Raw genomic sequence first — 22448 nt, forward strand, 5'->3', positions numbered from 1 at the left:
GTGGTTCTTTTTATTTTTACAAGCCTATATATCCATTTCGCCAATTATATTTTTTTCCTGCTCATTTAAAACCTTTTCAAGGTCAAGCAGTATTATCATCCTCTCGTCAAGCTTTCCTATCCCATGTATATATTTCTTGTCCACACCCACTACTACTGGTGGTGGAGGGTCTATGCTTGAATCCTCTATTGATATTACCTGAGATGCCTCGTCCACTACAAATCCCACCAGCTTGTCTTGTATGTTTACAACTATTATTCTGCTGCTTTCGTCAGCCGACCTGTCATCTATAATTCCAAATCTCTTCTTGAGGCTTATTATTGGAGTTATGTCTCCTCTAAGATTTATTATTCCATCTACAAAAGATGGCGCATTTGGAACAGATACGCTCTTTTTAAATTCGCTGACCTCTTTTACCTTCATTATGTCAACGCCGTATTCCTCGCTGTTAATCTTAAATATTACATATTTGTTCTCCGCCACTTTATCTCCCCCATTCTAATATATTTCATAAATATAGTTTCGTCTGAATACCCTATTACAACGCCTTATACAAGCTTTATTCTGTCAAGCTGCTGTCTGAAGTTCTTTCTTATGCCCGAAAGATACTCTTCTCTAAGCTTTTTTTGTTCTTCTTTTTCAGCTTCAGTAAGCCCTTCAGCCTTCGACTTGTTTGCAAGATAATTTATTCTTTCTATCTTTTCTTGTGTCACCATAATTATACCTCTTTTCTAAAAAAACATTTTATTGTCTCTAAAATCTATATGATTCCTATATTTTTGAAGGAAATCATCCAATTTTTCGGCTATCAAAGATATTCCACGCCTTATCTGATTTTCATCCGTTGACGCTATGTTTATCCTGAAGAACCTGTCTTCTATGGGGTTTTCATAGAAATAGCTTCCAGGCATTATTATAACATCATACTGGAGCATGTAGTCCCTGAAATCCGCTGCCGAATATCCCTTTGGAAGCCCTATGAAAAAATTGATTCCGCCTTTTGGTATAAAAAATTCCAGCCTGCCGGAAAACTTCTCATCTATGGCCTCTTTTGCAGCATTATACCTCTCCCTGTAGGCATTTTCTATTATACTTAAATTAGCGCTCCAGTTGAAATATTTCATATAATAGTAAAGCGACCTTTGTATGAGGCTTGAAGTAGATATGTCGCTTGAATATTTGGCCCATATGACCCTCTTCATAAGGCCTGGCGGAACCTCCATGAACCCTATTCTAAGACCGGGCATGAGTATCTTCGAAAAACTTTTTATGTATATTACTCTATCATATTTATCGAAAGACCTCAATGTCCTATTGTCCTGAGAATCAAATTTAAAATCGCTTATGAAATCATCTTCTATTATATAAAAATCATTTTGGTTTGCAATTTCCAAAAGCTGCTTTTTCTTTTTAATGCTGTATGATATTCCTGTCGGATTTTGAAAATTGGGCATTACATATATGAGCTTTGGTCTTATCCTTTCCAGCTTGAGTTTAAGTATTCCTATGTCTATCCCATCTTGAAGCATTGGAATCCCTATTATCCTTGCCCCTTTGTTTTTAAAGGCCTCAAGCGCACCATTATATGTAGGTTCTTCAACAAATATGACGTCTCCATAGCTTATTATGGACTTGCATATTGTATCTATCCCCTGCTGCGCACCTGAAATTATCTGTATTCTGTCAACATTCGAATATATGCCCATGCTTTCCATGTACTTACAAAGTTCATTCCTCAACTTCAAATATCCAAGCCCCTCGCTGTAGTTAAAAAGGCTTGCGCCCTCCCTTTTAAGCGCCATGTCTATTGCCTTTTTGAAATCTTCAATGGGGAATATGTCTGACGATGGATTCCCTGTGCCAAAGCTTATTGTGCCTTCTTTTTTTTCAATTATAATATCATCTTGTACATGCCCCAACTCACTTACATAGCTTCCGCTTCCCACAATCTTGTAAAGGTACCCTTCCGATTCCAAAAGTTCATATGCCCTTACAATTGTACTACTGTTTACACCTGTGTGCTTTGCCAGTTTTCTTATAGGAGGCAGCTTTTCATGCTTTTTAAGATCCCCCTCAATTATCATTTTTTTTATATACTTGTATATCTGAAGATATTTTGGCTTGTCTTTTCCAAGGTCTATCTTATATTTGTCCATTCGCATCACCAATATAATTATACCAAATTAGCCACTATGAAATACAATTAATATTTTTAAGTTATGCGAAAAAAAACAGGGCCAGAAGCTATTTGCCCCTTACCCTGAGTTTTCTGCATCTGTCTATGCAAAATTCTGTCTTTCTTATGCATTTTATTTCATAGGACCCGCATTTTGGACAACCTTCATCCTTTTTTTCATGAGCTTTTTCGAATTCATGCCCGCAGTCCAAGCATTTAAACTTGCATATGTTAAATGTATAGTTTCCGCCCTCTATTTTTATAGCCATCCCTTTTGTAAGAGCACCGGTCACCTTTTTTCTAGCAGAATCTATTATGTTTTGAAATGTCTGTCTTGAAATATGCATTCTTCCTGCACATTCTTCCTGGGACAATCCTTCTAGGTCCTTAAGCCTCATCGCCTCAAGTTCCTCAACCTTGAGATCAACCTCCTCAAGTTCGCACTTTGGTATCCCCAACGGCTTGAAATAATCATGTTTAGGCATATGTTCAACTTTCCTAAGCTTTACAGGTCTTGGCACAAAATCACTCCTTGCAGTCTCCACACTTTCCCGACAATATAAATGAATAGTCATCTATTGTTAAATCATGTCTGGCTTCAAGTTCATTTTTTATCTTTATTATATCAAATATAATGTCTTTATCCACTATATCTTTCATAACTCCGCATGATTCACACTTGAAATGTATGTGGGTGCACTTTGAGCTGAACATTCTGAGTTCATAATATCTGTATTTGCCATGGCTTATTTCCGTAACTACTCCATTTACCCTCAGGAGTTCAAGATTCCTGTATATTGTGGCAAGCCCTATTCCCCTGTCTTTAAGTCCGTCGTATATGTCCTCAGCCCTGAGATGCTTATCAGCCTGTGCGAGAAATTCTATTATCTCTCGCCTTTGGTTTGTAAGCTTTACTCCGCGCCCCTTTAAAACATCTTCAATTTTTTTTAGTTTGTCTTTGCACTCTGCGCCCATGAAAATCCCTCCTAGCAAATCTTCTTAGTGGGAGCAGTCGCCACTTCCCATGCCTTCTCCCTGGTGTTCGTGCTCCTTGCAAACAACACCCGATGACACGACATTTCCTTTAATATAGCCTGCTATGACATCTTCAAGCTCTCCTTTGGCTCCAACTACTACTTCTATGTTGTTTTCCGCAAACAGCATCTGAGCCGTCTCTCCCATTCCTCCTGCTATTATTGCATTTGCTCCCTTTTCATTCAAAAATACAGGCAAAAACCCAGGCCTGTGTCCAGGGCTTTCTATGAAATTCCTTTCAACAACAGTTCCATTTTCAATGTGAAACATTTCAAATCCTTCGCAGTGTCCAAAGTGAGCTGCAACCTGATTCCCATTTTTAGCTATTACAACCTTTTTCATTTTTAATTCCTCCCATGTCTTATTATGTTTTCCCTATAACACCTTTATTATATCTTTAAACATGTCCCTTATCTTTTCAGCCGCCTGTGAATTTTCATATTCAACAACAGGGGTCAAGCTGTTTACCGCTTTGTTTACCGTCTCGTCAAATGGTATCATTCCCACCACATCGACTCCCTGCTTTTTGGCAAACTCTTGTATCTGATTTGAAACCTCTTCGTTTATATCCCATTTGTTTATGCATATGAGGGGGGTTGTATTAAATCCTTTTATAAGGCTCAGTATCCTGCTCATATCCGAAAGCCCGCTTTGAGTAGGTTCTGTAACTATGAGCGCTATGTCGCAGCCTGTTATTGAAGCCATGACAGAACAGCCGATCCCCGGAGAACCGTCTATTATTACTATACCATCTTCCCCCGCGACTTTAGCAGCCTTTTTTCTCACCTCTGTAACAAGTCTTCCAGAGCCTTCCGCACCAATCTTCATGTCGGCATATGCAAGCCATCCTTCATCCGAATATGAAAGCTTAACATCCCCAGTCAACTCATCTTCAAGCACTATTGCGCCTTCAGGACATACTATCTCACAAGCTCCACATCCTTCGCATTCCATATGGTCTATTTCATGATTTTCACCGACCACCCTCACAGCATCAAATCTGCAGACCTGCATGCATCTGCCGCAGTTTATGCACTTTTCGCTGTTCACACTAGCAACCAAAGCCCCATAATAAGGCTCGTTCAGCTTGATTTCTCCACCTCCGAACATCATATGGAGGTTTGATGCATCAACATCGCAATCAGCTTTCACGCATCCCTGTAGAAGATATGCCATAGATGCTGCAATCGTAGTTTTTCCAGTGCCGCCTTTTCCGCTCACAACCACTATCTGCTTCATTTGCTCACCTCCTTGCAAATGTTCACAGACCTTTCAAATATATCTTTAAAAATGCAATAATATTTCTCGTCATCTGATACAAGTTTACCTTGCGAATAAAGAACCGCTATTTCCCTGTCAAAAGGTATTCTGCCTATTATATCTATTCCATTTTTATTTGCATAATCAGAAATCATATCCTCTTCATTCTGGGATCTGTTGACTATTATGGCAAATGGCTTTTTCATGCCTTTCAAAAGCTGTACAGCCATATCCAAATCGTGGAGCCCAAATTTCGTAGGTTCCGTTACAAGAAGTGCAAAATCAGCATCTTTGACAGATGCAACAGCGGTACATGCAGTGCCTGGAGGACAATCATATATGACAATTCCATCATCATCTATAGTTTTCTTTAAATCCGCTTTTACATTCTTAATTATCGGGACTGCTATGGGCTCTCCGACATTCAGAATTCCCGATATGCATTTATTTCCTCTGAATATTCCTGTCTCTACATTTCCAAGCTCTCTTTTAGCCTCGCTTATTGCCCCTTCAGGGCACGCCAAGCTGCAGGCGCCACAGCTGTGGCACAGCTTTTCAAAAAGCATTACCCCTGTCTTGCTTATTCCAAGCGCATTAAACTTGCATGCATTTGCACATCTGCCGCACAGTGTACACTTATCGTCATCTATTACGGGAACGTCTACCATGACCTTGCGCGATTTGACATTTTCAGGTTTTAAAAATATGAAACCGTTCGGCTCTTCAACGTCGCAGTCGGCATATATTCCTCCTGAAACAGCTGCAATATTAGTTGCTACAGTGGTCTTGCCCGTTCCCCCTTTTCCGCTAAGAACTGCTATTTTCAAATTATTCACCCTCTCTAAGCACCGTGATGCGCAGGTCCCGGCATGCTTATCTCTGAAAGTTTGCCATCTTTGTACATCGCAACAGCCTCTTTTATGCTCAACTGCGAGCTTGCATACCCCTTAATGTCCGACGCCTGAAGAACTCTAAGCGCATTAGGTCCTAAATTTCCAGTTATTACAATATCAGCCCCGAATTCGACTATCTTATTTGCTGCAGTTATACCCGCTCCATGCGCAGAAGATATCCCCGGATTTTCTATAAATTCAGACACGCTGCCGTTTTCATCACATACAGCGAAATACTGGCATCTTCCAAACCTTGGATCAAGCGTTGCGCTTTCGCTCTTTTCACTTACTGAAACTATTATCCTCATTATCTTTCACCCGCCTTTGATACGAATGAGTCTATTATGCCGCTGAATGACTCACTTATTCTTGGGTAAAGCTCTATCTTTCCTTCATCACTCAGCTGTGTAAAGTCAGGATCTATAGGAAGCTGTCCCAAAAGCGATATCCCTGTGCCCTCAAGTGCCTCTGAAACCTTGCTTTCCCCGAAAGGATAAAGTCTGTCCTTGCAGTGCGGGCATTCCATATAGCTCATATTTTCAACAACTCCAACTATAGGTATGTTCATCATGTTTGCCATGTTTATAGACTTTTTGACTATAAGTTTTACAAGATCCTGAGGGGAAGATATTACAACTAGTCCATCAAGGCTTATCGACTGCATTATTGTAAGCGGAACATCTCCTGTTCCCGGTGGCAGGTCTAGAAGAAGATAGTCAAGTTCTCCCCATATCACGTCCGTATAGAACTGCTTTACGGCATTTGCAACTATAGGCCCTCTCCATATAACAGGCGAATCTTCTTTTTCAATCATAAGGTTCACTGATACAACCTTTATTCCAGTTGAAGTCTCAACAGGGTATACGCCTTCGCTGGTTGCAGCCACTCTTTTTTCATTTATTCCAAATACCTTTGGAATTGAAGGTCCTGTAATGTCAGCATCCAGTATTCCAACCCTATAGCCCCTTGATTGGAGTGATGCCGCAAGAAGTGACGTTACAGACGATTTCCCAACGCCGCCTTTTCCACTCATTACTGCAATTGTTCTTTTGATGCTTGACTTGTCATGTAGTTTTTCTTTCTGGATTTCCATGATATACCTCCTGTTTTAGTCATATGCTATTTATCCTCATTATATTCCTATGCATCGTTATTGTCAAATGCCAATAACGATTTTCACAAAAAAAAACACATTCGCCAATATTTGAATAACAAACATTGGCGAATGTGTTTTTTTTAATCTCCATAAAAGCAGAAAACCCAAAATGCCGCGGCCTCAATAAATTCATACCCGAGATAACTCAGGTGGGTGTCCTGCCCTCATTTTCTGCCTTCCTCCATCGGAGGCATGACGTACATTGAAGGACTTGAACTCCCGTATTCAACGTGTCGGTTGAATTTAAATAAAGCCTATCGAACATTCCAGGTACTTCTTCTTATATATATTATATACCAAATTCAAAATTTTTCAAACTATTTATCTATACTTTCGAGGTCATTGTAGTCGTTTTTTTGAACTACTTTTACTATAACAGGGCTGTATTTCCTGCTTTTTTTAAATTTTTTTTCATTCATTCTTATAAATATATACGAAACGGCCATAAGAGTCACACCGGCTGCTCCGCCAGCTGCTTCAATATTTCCTTCATAAGAAAGCAGTTGGAGCAGTTTTATGCCTCCCACCACTCCAACTATGAGCGATATCAAAGGTACTGAATATGCTATAAAAGCCGCCTTTAAAAGATCTGGGGCATTCAGCTGGACTTCCACTATATCTCCGACATCTGCTCCCGCCTCGTTAAATGCTTCCACATTCAGGTTCATCTTTTCGTCAGCCATGCTACATGCCCCACAGCCCGCACAAGCCGAGTGCTTTTGCATTTTCAATATCGCATTTTCACCGTTTTTTCGAATTATAAGTCCTGTCATTTCACAGCTCATAAAATCACCTACTTCATAAATTTAAGCATTGCGTACATAAGTTCGTCTATAACCTTGTCTTTTTCATCTTCCGATGAGTTTTCTATTGTTGTTTTTACGCAGCTTTTAACATGGTTTTCGAGTATTATTCCTCCAACCTTGTCTATTGCAGACCTTACAGCTGCAACCTGTGTGAGTATGTCTACACAATACTTGCCTTCATCCACCATTTTTTGTATCCCTCTTACCTGTCCTTCTATTCTCCTTAGCCTTTTTATAACTGCATCCTTGTCACATTTTGACTTTTCTAAATTTTCATTCACAAGCATTCTCCTTTTCTACGCCAGCCTCTTATATATAAAGAAATATATTCCTATAAAACATATGAAAACCAGTCTCCTTATCAGTTCGAATTCCCGGTTTCTGATATTTTTGGCCTGCTGAAGCCTTATAAGCCAGTTTCTTATGGCTATGTTTGCAAAAGCCAAAAGTAGTATTAGAGTTATTTGAAGATTATTTATCTTAAAATCATCAAACAGCAGCCTGGCTCCAATAAAAAATACTACAAAACTCAAAGCAAACACTAAAAATTCATCAAATATTTTTTTCACAATTAGCGCTCCTTTAGTCAAAGTTATACCCTGAAGACGTATACTATATATTAATTTTACAACAAGTCAATTTTTATTGCAAATTATAAACCTTATGCCACGTTTACCCAACAGCTTAAAAGCGGGGATTCGCTCACATTATTTGCAATGGTTGCAAAGTTACTTACACCCAGATCAGAAGCTTAACTTATTATAACTTCACTATAGCACAAGTTCATTTGTTTCAAAAGAATTGTTTTTCCGCAGAAGAAAATCCGATTTTAATCTTGTATAATGCTACTATTTAAATTCGCAACTGTAATATATTGTTTGCTATCAAGTTCATATTCTATTTGCAAAAATTAAATTTGAGGTTATAAAAAGTTACTTTTTCGCAAAGTAGCATTTTGAGAAGCAGTATGTAATGTTAAGCTTTTACAATTTGGGGTATTGAAAGGAATATAATATATTAGGAAAGGAGGCTATATCTATGGCTTTTGAAAAAGAAAAGACTAATGAATTTACTAATATAAAAAAAGTAATAGCAATTATGAGCGGCAAAGGAGGAGTGGGAAAATCCTCAGTTACATCCTTGTTGGGAGTATCACTGAGAAAAAAGGGATATGATGTGGGAATTTTAGATGCGGACATGGGAGGTTCAAGTATACCTAAAATATTTGGGATAAATAGTGAAAAAGCCAATATAAGTAGCCGCGGAATAGACCCCGTCAGCACATCTACAGGTATAAAAGTAATGTCTTTAAGTTTTTTATTGGATAAAAGTGATTCCCCTGTTATTTGGAGAGGGCCGCTGATTTCACGCACCATAAAACAGTTTTATACAGATGTTGTATGGGGAGACTTGGATTATTTGCTAATAGATCTTCCGCCAGGAACAGGAGATGTACCTCTTACAATAATGCAATCTCTCCCAGTGAATGGAATTATAGTAGTTTCTTCCCCACAGGATTTAGTCAAAATTATAGTGAAAAAATCTGTAGACATGGCAAAAAAAATGAATGTCCCTATATTGGGAATTGTCGAAAATATGAGTTATTACCTCTGCCCTGATTGTAGAAAAAAAATAAATATATTCGGTAAAAGCAATGCTAAAAAAGTTGCAAAAGAAATGGATATCGAATTAATAACCCAAATTCCAATTGATCCAAAACTTGCACAGTTATGCGATGAAGGCAAAATAGAAATTTACGACAAAATTAATCATTTATTAACTGATTCATTTTCAAATAAAATCACATTAAAATTGAGGTAGCTATAAAAATGAGAAATACTTATTTGTACGAAAGGAGGTTTTTATGGGAGCATTCAAATATATCTATGGTCCAGTGCCTTCAAGGAGAATGGGCATTTCAGTGGGCATAAGTCCCATACCGGAAAAGTATTGCAACTATTCATGCATATATTGTCAATTGGGAAGAACCTCTCACATGTCAAATAAAAGGGAGGAATTTTTCAAACTGGACGATATTTTGGATGAGTTTGAACGGTATTTAAAAGAGAATCCCAAATTCGATGTTGTAACAATAGTTGGAGAGGGTGAGCCTACGCTTTACTCAAGGCTGGGAGAACTCATAGATGGGCTTAAAAGACTTACCGAAAAGCCCGTAGCGGTAATAACAAACGGAGCACTTTTATACGATGAAGAAGTTAGGAGTCAGCTTTGCAATTCTGATATAGTGCTGCCATCTCTTGATGCATATGATGAGGAGACTTTTAAAAGAATAAACAGGCCATGCCGGGGCATCAATTTTAAAATGGTGCTTGAAGGCCTTATGAAATTTTCTCAGAAATACAAAGGGCAACTTTGGATTGAGATTATGATTATAAAAGATATGAATGATTCCACGGAGGATATTTTAAGATTTAAGGCCTTACTGGATAAAATTGAATACGACAGGTTGTATATCAATTCTCCAGTAAGGCCTCCGGCAGAAAGTTGGGTAGAGCAGCCTTCATCAAAAACAATCAAAATGGCCGTTAATATTCTTAAAGGGATTTCAATAGACGCCTTGGCTTCAAAAGGATTTTATAGCGAGGACGAGGACGATTATAGGGCTATAATTAGCATAATAAAAAGACATCCTATGAATCAGCATGAAATAAGTGATTTTTTAAGTTCTAGAAACTGTAGCAATACAATTGAAATATTCAAAAGACTTGAATTAGATGAATCTGTGGAAAGTATAAATTATAAGGGTTATATAACTTATAGGCTAAAAAAATGGATGACCATAAGACAAAAAGATTTTGAGATTAACAAGTAAAAGTATTGTTAATTTTGACTGTGGCATGAGATATCTATTTTCACATGCCTAAATTTAAACTCCTACTTTTTTACAATCTATAGATTTTTGTACTTCTGGCATATTGCTTTATCGACAAATTAAAATCCCGCCAGAGGCGGGATTTTATAGTTTGGTTGAACAAAATTCTCATAACAATTCATATTCAACTTCATTTCCACATATATCCAGTTATATATTATAATTATTTTTCCTCATCAACAACCTTTATTCCAAGCTCTTCAAGCTGCTTTTCCTCTGCAAATGAAGGAGCCTCAGTAAGAGGGCACGTAGCATTTTGAGTCTTAGGGAATGCTATTACCTGTCTTATGTTGTCTTCCCCTGCAAGAAGCATTATAAGCCTGTCAAATCCAAAAGCTATTCCTCCATGAGGTGGAGTTCCATATTTGAATGCATCAAGAAGGAATCCAAACTTCTCATATGCCTCTTCTTCGCTGAATCCAAGCGATTTGAACATTTTCTTTTGAAGCTCTTCATTGTATATCCTAAGGCTTCCTCCTCCAAGTTCAAATCCGTTAAGCACTATGTCATAAGCCTTTGCCCTTACTGAAACAGGATCAGTTTCCAGCATTTCAAGGTCTTCGTCCATAGGAGCCGTGAATGGATGGTGAACAGCTACATATCTGTCTTCTTCTTCGTCATATTCAAACAGCGGGAATTCCGTAACCCATGCAAGCTTGTATTCGTTCTTGTCAAGTATTTCAAGCTGCTTTGCAACCTCAACCCTTAGATGTCCAAGAGAATCAAATACAACCTTGTTATTGTCAGCCACGAACAAAAGAAGGTCTCCCTCTTTTGCATCCATTTTTTCAGTTATGGCATTTAGGGTTTCCTCACTGAGGAATTTTGATATTGGAGACGTTATTCCTTCAGTTGTATATTTCATCCATGCAAGCCCTTTTGCTCCATATGTCTTTGCAAAGTCTTCAAGCTTTGTTATTCCCTTTCTTGTGAAGCTGTCCGCGTTTGCCTTTATGTTTATTCCTCTTACGCTTCCTCCGCTTTGAACCGCTCCCGTGAACACCTTGAAGTCGCAGTCCTTCACTTCTTCTGAAATGTCAACGAGCTCAAATCCAAACCTAAGGTCCGGCTTGTCAGAGCCGTACTTTTCCATGGCCATTTTGTAAGGGATCCTCACGAAAGGAGTCTGGATTTCCACATTCAAGGCATCCTTGAATATCTTCTTCATCATTTCTTCCATTATGCCTATTATGTCGTCTATTTCCACAAAACTCATCTCACAGTCTATCTGAGTGAACTCAGGCTGTCTGTCTGCTCTTAGGTCTTCATCCCTGAAGCACTTCACTATCTGGAAGTACCTGTCCATTCCCGCAACCATAAGAAGCTGCTTGAAAAGCTGCGGAGACTGTGGAAGTGCATAGAATTTGCCTTGGTTAACCCTGCTTGGAACAAGATAGTCCCTTGCGCCTTCAGGAGTAGGCTTAGTAAGCATAGGCGTTTCTATCTCAAGGAATCCATTTTCAGAAAGATAGTTTCTCACTATGCTACCGACCTTGTGTCTAAGTATGAAATTCTTTTGCATAGAAGCCTTTCTAAGGTCAAGGTACCTGTACTTTAGTCTAAGGTTTTCTGAAACATCGTCGTCATCCTTTATGTATATAGGCGGAGTTGCCGCCTCATTCAGTATTCTAAGCTCCTGCGCGAAAACCTCTATGTCTCCTGTAGGCATGTTTGGGTTTTTAGACTGTCTTTCAAAAACCTTTCCCGTTACAGCTACTACGTACTCAGATCCCAGTTTTTCAGCCTTTTCAAACGCCTCTTTTGACACTTCAGTGTCAAACACTATCTGCGCAATCCCCTGTCTGTCTCTAACGTCTGCAAATATAAGACCTCCAAGATTTCTCTTTCTTTGCACCCATCCCATTAGTACAACTTCTGCACCTATATTGGCTTCCCTAAGGTCTCCGCAATAGTGAGTCCTCTTAAGCCCGTTTAATGTTTCCATTTTACAAACTCCTCCTTAAATATCTGCTTCTTCTAAAGTCTTTCCTTTATTTCTTCCATGAGCTTGCTTAGCTTTATTTCAAACTGCTTTGAAGTCTTCATGTCTTTGAGCGTAACCGCATCATTTTTCATTTCATCTTCCCCAAGCACTACTGTGAATCTTGCATTTTGCTTGTCTGAATACTTGAACTGCGCCTTTACACTTCTTCCAAGGTGGTCCTTGTCTGCGCTTATTCCATTTTCTCTGAGCCTTGAAAGTATATTCATGCTCTCAGCCTGCGCCACATCACCTATTGTTACTATGAATATGTCAAGCCCCTTTTGGACAGGAAGTTCTATGTCATTGTTTTGAATTGTAAGGAGCAGCCTTTCGATTCCCATCCCAAAGCCTATCGCAGGTGTGTCAGGGCCGCCAAGCTCGCTTACAAGGTTATCGTATCTTCCTCCTCCGCACACAGTGCTTTGGGCTCCTATGTCCTCAGATATTATCTCAAATGCAGTCTTGCTATAGTAGTCAAGACCTCTCACTATCCTAGGGTCAATCTCAAATTCCACATCCATGCTCTGGAGATATGTCTTTACCTTTTCAAAGTGGTCGCTGCACTCATCGCATATGTGGTCAAGCATAAGAGGTATGTCGCTTATTGCAGCCTTACAGCTGTCATTTTTACAGTCTATAACCCTCATAGGATTCTTATCTATTCTGTCTATGCATGTTTCGCAAAGGCTGTCCTTCTTACCGTCAAGATATTTCATAAGCAGCTCATTATACTCTTTTCTGCACTTTGGACATCCTATTGAATTTATTCTAAGGCTCAGCCTCTGCAGGCCCACCTTTTTGAAAAATTCCATGGCAAGAGCTATAACCTCGGCATCTATCGAAGGATTGTCGCTTCCAAACACCTCTATGCCAAACTGGTGGAAAGCCCTCATTCTTCCAGCCTGCGGCCTTTCATACCTGAAGCACGGCGTCACATAGAAAAGCTTTGTCGGCTGTGCACCTGCATAGAGCTTGTTTTCAATAAAAGCCCTTACCGCAGGGGCTGTCCCTTCCGGCTTTAGCGTTATACTTCTCTTTCCCTTGTCTTCAAATGTATACATTTCCTTTTGAACAACATCAGTAGTCTCCCCTATTCCTCTTTGGAAAAGCTCTGTATGCTCAAATACCGGAGTCCTTATTTCATTATATCCAAATGTTTTGCACACGTCTCTGAAAAGCCCTTCAAGGTATACCCACTTTTCAGATTCTCCAGGCAGTACGTCCTTTGTACCCTTTGGAGCCTTAGTCAGCATTTTTCAAAACCTCCTTTTTCTTTCTGAGTATCATCTCATCCACTCTTTCTATATAGTGCTCTATGTTTTTGACGTTCGGAACCCTTTCTATCCTGTTTTCGTCATGATATACGAATTTCGATATCGCCCCGGCACCCGCCGCCAGTATGGTCTGGGTCTCTTCCATTATATTTATGTTGTATATGCACTCGCAGCCCACCTTGGCATACCCTATGTTTTCAAGATTTCCAAGCATGTGCTTTTGCCTGTACATGTAATACGGCCTAAGATCCATGTCAATTGCACTTTCCATTGCGGTCTGTACCATCTTGCTCACATTTTCATACTGGGCCAGCTCGTGGCTGTCTATCTCCTCTTTGAGTCTTGACGCCCTTTTGATGGCCATTGTGTGTACTGTAAGGCTTTCAGGCGAAAGCTGGGCTATCTTTCCCAGTGTATATTTCACCATGTCCACGTCTTCTCCAGGAAGTCCGAGTATTATGTCCATGTTTATGTTCGTAAAGCCTTTTCTCCTTGCCAGATGGAATGCGTCCTCTATGTCCTTTGCGCTGTGATTTCTTCCGACCTTTTTCAGCGTCAGGTCATTCATAGTTTGAGGATTTATGCTTATCCTGTCTATTTCCATCTCCCTTAGAACGTCCAGCTTTTCTTCGTCTATGGTGTCGACCCTTCCGGCCTCCACTGTAAATTCTACCACGCTTGAAAAGTCAAAGCTTTGCCTTATTGCAACTATAAGCTCCTTAAGCTCGTTTGCATCAAGCGTTGTCGGCGTTCCTCCACCTATATATACTGTATGGAGTTTTTTGCCCCACAGCCTAGCCATGTCTGCAATTTCTTCTATCTCCTTTATGAGGCACTCGACGTATTTCGCCTTTAGATGCCCCCACTGCTTCAGAGTATTCGATGGAAAAGAACAGTATATGCACCTTGTAGGACAAAATGGTATGCTGACATAAAGCGATATTAGAGAGTCGTCTATGGGATATATATACTTTCTCTCCGTAAGAGCTATTTCAAGAGCCATAGACGCCTTTTGAGGCGACAGCATGTATTTTTGAGTGAGCACATCACAGACATCCTCTTTGCAAAGGCCCTCGTCCAAAAGCTCCTGCACTATCTTTGTGGGCCTTATTCCCGTAAGTATGCCCCAAGGCATGCTCTTTCCGTGAATCTCACTCAAAATGATATAGAGCGCCTTTTTAAGCAGATTTTTAGATTCTCTTTTAATCCCATGGGAATCCTTTATTTTGCAGTTTTTCGAGCAACACTCTTTTTCATGCTTTAAAACGCCGCCTACATAGTAAGCGGCCCTGCTGCATATGGAATCTTCGCCCTTCGAAATATCCAAACTTATAAATCTTTCAAATCCGTCATTTGAGTCTGCAAATTCAAAATCTCCTTCGAAAAGCTTTACAAGCTCTCCTGTTTCGTATTTGAATTTTTCATTTTCTAAAGATATATAAAGCATTTATTTTATACTCCAGTCATATATGGATTTCTCTCTTTTTCAAATTCAAGGCTGCTCGCCCTGCCGTGTCCCGGAAGGACTTTAAGATCTTCGTCTATGGATTTTAGGCGCTTTAGTGAATTTTCCATTTTGGATGGATCTGCTCCAAAGAGGTCAGTTCTTCCTATTGATCCCGTAAACAGCGTATCTCCTGTAAACAGGTACTCTCCCAGCTTAAAACAGCTTCCTCCCGGCGTATGTCCCGGCGTGTATATGACTTCAAATTCAAGCTCTCCCGCTTTTATTATATCCCCATCGCTGAAGTATTCGTCCGCATCAAAGCTTATATGCTCCACTCCCATGCATCCAGTAAGATTCTTGTCCTTGTCGTTTAAAAGTTCTTTTTCCTTTTTGTGAGCCGCCACCTTGGCTCCTGTAAGCTTTCTAAGCTGCTCAACCGCTCCTATGTGGTCTCCATGCCCATGAGTGAGCAGTATATATTTTATGTCAAGACCTCGCTTATCTATAAGCTTTTTTATCTTGTCCACATTTCCACCCGGGTCTATAACTGCGCCGACCTTGTTGTCGTCTGCGATTATATAGCAGTTTACGGCATATATTCCAACTTCAAACGTTTCCAAAAACATCTTATCCCTCCTAGAAATTCTTTTTCGAGTCTATAATAATGGTCACAGGCCCGTCATTTACAATGTCCACTACCATATGGGCGCCAAAGCTTCCTGTTTGAACTTTTATCCCTGCATCCTTCGCCTGGCTTACAAATTTTTCGTATAGCTCATTTGCCATGTCGGGCTTTGCCGCCTCTGTGAAATTAGGCCTTCTACCCTTTCTGCAGTCCCCGTAAAGCGTAAACTGCGAAATAGCAAGAAGCTCGCCGCCTATATCGAGCAGAGAAAGATTCATCTTTTCCTGCTCGTCTTCAAATATCCTGAGATTGGATATCTTTTCCACAAGGTATTTTACATCCGCCTGTGTATCATCATGAGTTACGCCCAAAAGCACCATGAGCCCCTTATCTATCTTGCCAACCACTTCATTGTCAACACTTACGCTTGATGCTGACACCCTTTGAACTACCGCTCTCATAATCAAATCTCCTTATATATCTAGTTTACAACTCTGAACACGTCTAAAACTCCCGAAAGGGATTTTATCTTGTTCATTATGCTCTTAAGCTGCTCTTTGCTCTCGACCTGCAAAAGCAGTGTCATATTGGCTATGCCGTCTTTTCCTGTTCTTGCATTTATTCCATTTAGTGATATCTTTTCCGATACGAATATCTGAGTGATTTCAGTCAAAAGTCCGCTTCGATCGTTGGCCTTGACCTTGACTTCCGCTTCAAAAGACGCCTTCTTCTTGAGATCCCACTCGACATCTATTATCCTGTTTATGCTTTCAGGGTCTTCTATATTTATATTGGGGCAGTCCTTCCTGTGTATGGACACGCCCCTGCCCTTAGTTATAAAACCTATTATGTCATCTCCCGGCAGCGGATTGCAGCATTTTGCAAATCTGACAAGTATGTTGTCCACACCTTTTACTACTATTCCCTGGCTTCTAGTCTTTTCCTTGGGCTTTTGCTCTTTTTCCTGGATTCTGCCCATTATCTCGGCATCTCTTTTTGCATCGTCTTTTACAGTATCTTTTTCCAGTTCAAACTTCAGCTTGCCTATTACCTGATTTGCCGTTATGCCGCCATATCCTATGGCCGCATGGAGCTCCTCTTCATTCGAATAGTTGAGCTTTTTGAGCACAAGACTCATATACTTGTGCTTGAATATCTCGCTTGCAGAAAGCCCGTGCCTTTTAGCCTCTTGAAAAAGAAGTTCCTTTCCCTTTTCTATGTTCTCGCTCCTGTTCGCCTTTCTAAACCACTGCTTTATCTTGTTCTTGGCATGAGAACTCTTTGCAATGTTAAGCCAGTCCCTACTAGGGCCGCTACTGCTGGAAGACGTCACAACCTGGACTATGTTTCCGTTTTTAAGCTTATAGTCTATAGGAACCATCCTGCCGTCAATTTTTGCGCCTATGCATTTATTTCCTACGTCTGTATGGACTTTGTATGCAAAGTCTATTGGCGTCGAGCCGGCAGGCATCTCTATGACGTCACCTTTTGGAGTGAACACAAAGACCTGATTCGTAAACAGGTCTATCTTGAGGGCCTCCATGAATTCTCTCGGGTCGTTGAGGTCATCCTGCCATTCCATCATCTGTCTAAGCCATGAAAGTTTCTTGTCAAGATCGTCCTTGTCCATGCCCGTCTTGCCTTCCTTGTACTGCCAGTGCGCCGCTATACCGTACTCTGCGGTTTTATGCATGTCGAACGTCCTGACCTGTATCTCAAGCGGCCCTCCGTCAAGCCCTACAACAGTAGTGTGTATGGACTGGTACATATTGGGCTTTGGCATTGCGATATAGTCCTTGAACCTTCCCGGAATAGGCCTCCATATTGTATGAACCACGCCCAGTATTGCATAGCAATCCTTTATGGAATTGACTATTATCCTTACCCCTGTAAGGTCATATATCTGGTCGAAGCCCTTGCCCTGGTAGTGCATTTTCCTGTATATGCTGTAGAAGTGCTTTGCCCTTCCGCTTATTTCAAATTCCACCCCAAGGTCTTCTACATTTTCCTTTAAAAGCTTTATAACATTTTGTATATAGTCTTCCCTTTGCCTTTTCTTCTTTGAAACCTTCTCAACAAGCTCATAGTAGCCGTCGGGGTCAAGGTATCTCAGCGCAGTGTCCTCAAGCTCAAACTTTATTTTAGATATACCTAGCCTGTTTGCTATAGGTGCGTATATCTCAAGCGTCTCTCTGGCCTTTTCCTTTGCCTTTGCTTCTGACATGTAGTTGAGAGTTCTCATATTGTGCAGTCTGTCCGCAAGCTTTATAAGTACAACCCTTATGTCCTTTGCCATGGCTATGAACATCTTTCTTATGTTCTCGGCCTGAGTTTCTTCCTTGGACTTGTATTCAATTTTTCCAAGCTTAGTAACCCCGTCTACCAGTTCTGCAACTTCCGTGCCGAACAGTTTTTTTATATCATCATAGGTATATTTTGTGTCCTCAACTACATCGTGCAAAAGACCTGCAGCTATTGTCATAACATCCATCTGCAGTTCTACGAGTATTTTTGCAACACTGACCGGGTGTACAAAATATCTCTCTCCTGATTTCCTGTATTGCCCGACATGGGCGCTTTCTGCAAGGTTGTATGCCTTGATTATAAGCTCCAGATCACTGTCAGGACTGTATTGTTCTATGCTAAGCAGCAAGTTTTCCAACATAATATCACCCTGTTCAAAATGTCTGTATTGCAGATATGCAATTAATACTTTATAAGCGAACGTACTTCATAATCTGAAAGCTTTTGCTCTTTGGCCTCTAAAAATTCAAGTTCTATAAGATATTCAACTGCAACAACTTTTCCGCCAAGTTTTTCTATAAGCTTGGCAACTGCTTTTGTCGTCCCGCCAGTTGCAAGAAGATCGTCAACTATTGCCACATTCATGCCCGGCTCTATTGCATCCTTGTGCATTTCAAGAGTATCCACTCCGTACTCCAGGTCATATGAAAAAGCTTCAGTTTCTCCCGGAAGCTTGCCCGGTTTTCTTACAGGAACAAATCCAGCTCCCATTGCATATGCAACTGGCGCTCCAAGAAGAAATCCTCTCGCCTCAGGTCCCACTACTACATCGATGTTTTTGTCCTTAAGATTATTCACTATGCTGTCCACTGCATATCTAAAATAGTCTCCATCCTTAAGCAGCGTAGTTATATCCTTAAAACTTATTCCTTCCTTTGGAAAGTTTTCAATCTCTCTTATCTTTTCCTTTAAATTCATTAAATAACTTCCTCCTGAATGATATATTTGAATTTCGTACAGTTTGAAATAGTCCATTTTTGTAAAAATATGTTCCCGCAGTCAAACTTCCTTGCTATCATTTAAAAATAGATAATAATACAATTATATCTTTTTAAGATGATTTTATCAATATGCCTTGTGCCTTAGTATTATCCATTTGGGATATTTTACTTGCTGAGCCTGAAATCCTTGAGCAGCAGCTGCAGCTTTTTACTTCCCATATATTCGTTTATGCCTATGGTATACACCATGTCCATGGCAATACTGATTTTTTTCCCGCTTGCAATCTGGTTAAATTCATCCTCGCCCATTGTACTTTCAATTAACTCTTTGAACTTTTCCACTCCGTCAAAGCTTATGGCATCTATTTGACTGCACGTCTTTCCAAAAACACATGAAAGCCTGAGTACATTTTTGTTTTTTCCAAGTATTCTGACTCCTGTAACTCTGATGCCCTTTTCAGCAAATATGGGAGCACTGTTTCCCTTTCCAAAAGGCTCAAGACTTTTTATCTGCTCGACTATATCATATGATATACTTTCAAGCGAAAGCCTTTTGTCTATCCTTATTGTTCTTTCCATCTCCTCAAAAGAAAGCCTGCAGTATTCATTGAGTTTTCTCCTGAGCTCATCCACATTTTCTTCCTCCATGGAAAGGCCCGCGGCCATTGGATGTCCGCCAAATTTGCTTATGAGGCTTTTGCACTGCATAAGCCCTTCAAACATATTGTACTCTTCTATAGACCTTCCCGAACCCTTGAGCATCTCCCTTCCCCTTGTAAGTACTATAGTGGGCAGATGGTACTGTTCTTTTATTCGTCCCGCCACTATTCCGGCTATGCTCTCATGTATTCCCTCATCTACCGCAAGTATCACCTTGTCACGGCTTATGCTGCCGGCTTCTATAATATGCCTTACTCTTTCCACTCCATCTTCGGTCATCTGCTTTCTCTCTTCATTAAGCCCAACCAGCTTTTTCGCAAGCGCTTGGGCCTCATTATTGTCTTCGCAAAGGAGAAGCTCCATCGCAATTGCGGCCATTTCAAGCCTGCCCGTGGCATTTATACACGGACCTATTACAAAACCTATATGGTAAGTTCCTATTTTGGATTTTTCAATTCCCGTCTCCTGCACAAGCGCATTGAGCCCGATGTTTTCTGTTTCTCTTAGCATTTTCATGCCTACACTTGCTATTATGCGGTTTTCCCCTATGAGATCCACAACGTCGCATACCGTGGCCATTGCCGCATATTCTATATATGAATCGGCTTCGCTTTCCGGTATTCCAAATTCTTTGTATAACACCCTGGCAAACTTGTATGCTATTGCCCCGGCGCACAAGATATCGAATGGGTATGGGCAGTCCGGCCTTTTGGGGTTTATGACAGCATCTGCACAAGGCATTATCTCTTTTCTGCTGCCGTCTTCATTTTCTTCAAAAGGCAGCTCATGATGGTCTGTCACAACTACATCCATGCCAAGGCTCTTTGCACGCTCTATCTGCTCTATTGAAGATATGCCGTTATCACATGTGAGTATTAGCTTTATGCCTTGGTTATGCAAATTTTCCACCGACTGGCTGTTCATGCCGTATCCTTCGAGCTCTCTGTGAGGTATATAATAAATCACATCGGCTCCACACCTCAAAAGAGCCCTATAGAGTATGTAACAGCTCATCACCCCGTCGACGTCATAATCCCCATAGACAGCTATAGTGCTTTTAGACTCTATATGCTGCTTGACTATTCCTATTCCACTGCCCATGTCCTTCATAAGATTAGGGTCGTGAAGGTCATCTATGCAGGGATTCAAAAAACTCCTCATTTCATCTTCTTCTCGTATCCCCCGGTTTGCAAGTATGTCCACTATTATCTCACTGCGATTTATATTTCGCGCAATACTATTTGAGTCAGTTCCGTTTCTTCTAAGCATCCATTTAGCCAAGCTATCACATCCATTTCTACTGTAAAACTATCATTTTTCCGAATCATTTTTTGAAAAAATCATTGAAAAGACAAGAAAAAAGCCCATTACAGTGGCAACACTATAGCCTATGACCCCTATTACGGGATACCCTTTGAAGCTCGGTCCAGTGCCTCCTGCCGTAGTCACTATGGACGAACCCACTATTATGGCCGAAATTATAAGGCTTATGGAGAGCCTGTTGGCCATCTTGTCTATCTCCCGTTCAAGTGAAAAAAGCCTTACCTCATCTATGGAAAGTTTTATATTGTTTTTTCTTATATGGTCTGCCACCCACCTTATCTGTCCTGGTATGGCCTTTAAGTCTCTCGCAATTTCATCAGCATAGTACCTGTATTCGCGCGCTATGTTTTCATACCTCTTCTTTTCAAAATGAGACTTTTTTATGAAGCCCTCTATTGCAATTGAAAGAGAAAACTTGGGACTGAGGAGTTTCCCCGTGCCTTCCACAGATATTATTGCCTTTGCCAAAAGACCAAACTGCGACGGAAGTCTTATTCCATTTTTTCTAGCAAATAGCATGAATTCCTGAAGCAGTTCTTTTATATTTATCCTTTCCACGGGGAGGCTGTAGTAGTAATGTATATAAAAAACCAGCTCTTCCTTTATCTTTCTAGTGTCAGCGCCAGTACCTATAGCCTCAAGCTGGAAAAGCGACTCCACTATCCGCTCTACATCCTTGTCTTTTCCTGCGGTCAAAAGACAGTTGAGCAGCCTTTTGATGTCACTCCCTATTATTCCCACCTGTCCGAAATCAACAAAAGCTATCTTGCCATCATCTATGACAAATATGTTTCCGGGATGGGGATCCGCATGAAAAAATCCATAGTAGAAAATCTGCTTCATTATGGCAAGCGTTTCGGCAGACGCTATTTTGGGAGCGTCCCAGCCTTTTTCTCTTATGGCATCGACATTGTTGACCTTTATTCCATCTATCCTCTCCATTGTAAGCACTTTTTTCGAGGTGTACTCCCAATATATGCTTGGTATATACACGCTGTCGTCACCATGGTGAATCTCTCCAAATTTTTCACAGTTTCTAGCCTCAAAATTATAGTCAAGCTCCCTTGAAATGCTGGCGCTGAATTCATCTACAAGGCCAACTATGTCTACAGCTCTTGTGTCTACACCCCTGTCAACGATCATTTTTGCTATGCTGTAGAGTATTTCCATGTCAGCCCTTACAGTCTCCTGCACTCCTGGTCTTTGAACCTTTACTATCACGTTTGAGCCGTCGTGCATTACGGCCCTATAAACCTGACCTATTGATGCCGCTGCTATTGGAATCTCTTCAAAACGGGCAAATGCTTCTTCAATCCCAGTTCCCATTTCTTTCAGGAATATGGTTTTTGCGCTTTCAAAGTCAAACGGAGCGACTTCGTCTTGAAGCTTTGAAAGCTCGCTTGTTATTGAGCTGTCGAATATATCGCTCCTTGTGCTCAGCACCTGGCCCAGCTTTATAAATGTCGGCCCAAGCTCAGTAAGTGCGTTTTTCATACGCTCGCCCACGCTCATGTCCTTTAGGCTCTCATCGCCATGCATAGGCATTTTATATGCCATTCCTTCTATTTTGAGTTTTTCCACAAGGAATGTAAATCCATATTTGACAAGCACATGCACTATCTGCTTGTATCTTTTAAGGTTTTTATGTCTTATTGAAAACAGGCCCACAGC

At 40.5% G+C, this 22448-nt stretch carries 24 protein-coding genes and 1 other RNA gene; 2 read left to right on the top strand and 23 right to left on the bottom strand.

The window, feature by feature from the left end; genetic code table 11:
* Positions 1–24 precede the first annotated feature (24 nt).
* The 14 genes from BUQ87_RS07895 to BUQ87_RS07960 all read right to left on the bottom strand — a co-directional run bounded on the left by BUQ87_RS07895 (position 25) and on the right by BUQ87_RS07960 (position 7895).
* Entirely contained in the window at positions 25–483 is a 459-nt protein-coding gene (locus tag BUQ87_RS07895) for a chemotaxis protein CheW (protein ID WP_038262731.1), read from the bottom strand.
* 65 nt (positions 484–548) lie between these two features.
* Positions 549–716 (bottom strand): DUF896 domain-containing protein, encoded by a 168-nt coding sequence (locus tag BUQ87_RS07900; RefSeq protein ID WP_074210075.1) that lies wholly within the window; start codon positions 714–716, stop codon positions 549–551.
* Positions 717–731: 15 nt separating this feature from the next.
* Positions 732–2156: a MocR-like pyridoxine biosynthesis transcription factor PdxR gene (pdxR, locus tag BUQ87_RS07905; RefSeq protein ID WP_052635973.1), complete on the bottom strand. Its 1425-nt coding sequence runs from the start codon at positions 2154–2156 to the stop codon at positions 732–734.
* An 88-nt stretch (positions 2157–2244) separates the two neighbouring features.
* Positions 2245–2697 carry a DUF134 domain-containing protein gene (locus BUQ87_RS07910; protein WP_038262729.1) on the bottom strand — a complete coding sequence of 151 codons (453 nt, stop codon included), beginning with the start codon at positions 2695–2697 and terminating at the stop codon, positions 2245–2247.
* A gap of 4 nt (positions 2698–2701) precedes the next feature.
* Entirely contained in the window at positions 2702–3151 is a 450-nt protein-coding gene (locus BUQ87_RS07915; RefSeq protein ID WP_052635971.1) for a Fur family transcriptional regulator, read from the bottom strand.
* Between the two features lie 24 nt (positions 3152–3175).
* On the bottom strand, positions 3176–3553 hold the full coding sequence (locus BUQ87_RS07920; protein ID WP_038262726.1) for a NifB/NifX family molybdenum-iron cluster-binding protein: 378 nt from the start codon (positions 3551–3553) through the stop codon (positions 3176–3178).
* Positions 3554–3586: 33 nt separating this feature from the next.
* A complete protein-coding gene (locus BUQ87_RS07925; protein WP_038262722.1) occupies positions 3587–4450 on the bottom strand; it encodes an ATP-binding protein in 864 nt (287 codons plus the stop codon).
* Entirely contained in the window at positions 4447–5298 is an 852-nt protein-coding gene (locus tag BUQ87_RS07930; protein WP_038262719.1) for a 4Fe-4S binding protein, read from the bottom strand. The genes BUQ87_RS07925 and BUQ87_RS07930 overlap by 4 nt, the downstream gene beginning before the upstream one ends.
* Positions 5299–5312: 14 nt before the next feature.
* Complete coding sequence (locus BUQ87_RS07935; protein WP_038262718.1) at positions 5313–5672, bottom strand: NifB/NifX family molybdenum-iron cluster-binding protein; 360 nt, start codon at positions 5670–5672, stop codon at positions 5313–5315.
* Positions 5672–6457 carry an Mrp/NBP35 family ATP-binding protein gene (locus BUQ87_RS07940; RefSeq protein WP_052635969.1) on the bottom strand — a complete coding sequence of 262 codons (786 nt, stop codon included), beginning with the start codon at positions 6455–6457 and terminating at the stop codon, positions 5672–5674. Before BUQ87_RS07940 ends, BUQ87_RS07935 begins: the two co-directional genes overlap by 1 nt.
* A 160-nt stretch (positions 6458–6617) precedes the next feature.
* Positions 6618–6796: non-coding RNA, 6S RNA (gene ssrS / locus BUQ87_RS07945), on the bottom strand.
* A 41-nt stretch (positions 6797–6837) separates the two neighbouring features.
* Positions 6838–7305 (bottom strand): SoxR reducing system RseC family protein, encoded by a 468-nt coding sequence (locus BUQ87_RS07950; protein ID WP_052635967.1) that lies wholly within the window; start codon positions 7303–7305, stop codon positions 6838–6840.
* A gap of 8 nt (positions 7306–7313) precedes the next feature.
* Complete coding sequence (locus BUQ87_RS07955) at positions 7314–7607, bottom strand: metal-sensitive transcriptional regulator (protein WP_330391294.1); 294 nt, start codon at positions 7605–7607, stop codon at positions 7314–7316.
* A 15-nt stretch (positions 7608–7622) separates the two neighbouring features.
* Positions 7623–7895 (bottom strand): hypothetical protein, encoded by a 273-nt coding sequence (locus BUQ87_RS07960; protein WP_038262711.1) that lies wholly within the window; start codon positions 7893–7895, stop codon positions 7623–7625.
* A gap of 469 nt (positions 7896–8364) precedes the next feature.
* On the opposite strand from BUQ87_RS07960, the gene BUQ87_RS07965 reads away from it, so the two are divergent.
* Positions 8365–9147 carry an Mrp/NBP35 family ATP-binding protein gene (locus BUQ87_RS07965; protein ID WP_038262708.1) on the top strand — a complete coding sequence of 261 codons (783 nt, stop codon included), beginning with the start codon at positions 8365–8367 and terminating at the stop codon, positions 9145–9147.
* 88 nt (positions 9148–9235) lie between these two features.
* A complete protein-coding gene (locus tag BUQ87_RS07970) occupies positions 9236–10159 on the top strand; it encodes a radical SAM protein (RefSeq protein WP_242943817.1) in 924 nt (307 codons plus the stop codon).
* Positions 10160–10382: 223 nt separating this feature from the next.
* On the opposite strand, the gene aspS is transcribed toward BUQ87_RS07970, so the two are convergent.
* From aspS to BUQ87_RS08015, 9 genes are all read right to left on the bottom strand, one after another.
* A complete protein-coding gene (aspS, locus tag BUQ87_RS07975; RefSeq protein ID WP_038262702.1) occupies positions 10383–12164 on the bottom strand; it encodes an aspartate--tRNA ligase in 1782 nt (593 codons plus the stop codon).
* 32 nt (positions 12165–12196) lie between these two features.
* The gene (gene hisS, locus BUQ87_RS07980) at positions 12197–13456 is read right to left on the bottom strand and encodes a histidine--tRNA ligase (protein WP_038262699.1); all 1260 of its coding nucleotides are present in this window, start codon (positions 13454–13456) and stop codon (positions 12197–12199) included.
* On the bottom strand, positions 13446–14924 hold the full coding sequence (hemZ, locus tag BUQ87_RS07985) for a coproporphyrinogen dehydrogenase HemZ (protein ID WP_038262697.1): 1479 nt from the start codon (positions 14922–14924) through the stop codon (positions 13446–13448). Before hemZ ends, hisS begins: the two co-directional genes overlap by 11 nt.
* 5 nt (positions 14925–14929) lie before the next feature.
* A complete protein-coding gene (locus tag BUQ87_RS07990) occupies positions 14930–15550 on the bottom strand; it encodes an MBL fold metallo-hydrolase (RefSeq protein ID WP_038262694.1) in 621 nt (206 codons plus the stop codon).
* Between the two features lie 10 nt (positions 15551–15560).
* Entirely contained in the window at positions 15561–16010 is a 450-nt protein-coding gene (gene dtd, locus BUQ87_RS07995) for a D-aminoacyl-tRNA deacylase (RefSeq protein ID WP_038262691.1), read from the bottom strand.
* A gap of 20 nt (positions 16011–16030) precedes the next feature.
* A complete protein-coding gene (locus BUQ87_RS08000) occupies positions 16031–18214 on the bottom strand; it encodes a RelA/SpoT family protein (RefSeq protein ID WP_038262688.1) in 2184 nt (727 codons plus the stop codon).
* Between the two features lie 41 nt (positions 18215–18255).
* Positions 18256–18771, bottom strand: a complete 516-nt coding sequence (locus BUQ87_RS08005) for an adenine phosphoribosyltransferase (RefSeq protein WP_038262685.1) — start codon at positions 18769–18771, stop codon at positions 18256–18258.
* Between the two features lie 188 nt (positions 18772–18959).
* Complete coding sequence (recJ, locus tag BUQ87_RS08010) at positions 18960–20735, bottom strand: single-stranded-DNA-specific exonuclease RecJ (protein ID WP_330391295.1); 1776 nt, start codon at positions 20733–20735, stop codon at positions 18960–18962.
* Positions 20736–20765: 30 nt separating this feature from the next.
* The gene (locus BUQ87_RS08015) at positions 20766–22445 is read right to left on the bottom strand and encodes an ABC1 kinase family protein (protein ID WP_038262683.1); all 1680 of its coding nucleotides are present in this window, start codon (positions 22443–22445) and stop codon (positions 20766–20768) included.
* Between the last annotated feature and the right edge of the window lie 3 nt (positions 22446–22448).

It is taken from the genome of Peptoclostridium litorale DSM 5388 (assembly GCF_900141635.1).
In the GTDB taxonomy this organism is placed as follows: domain Bacteria; phylum Bacillota; class Clostridia; order Peptostreptococcales; family Peptostreptococcaceae; genus Peptoclostridium; species Peptoclostridium litorale.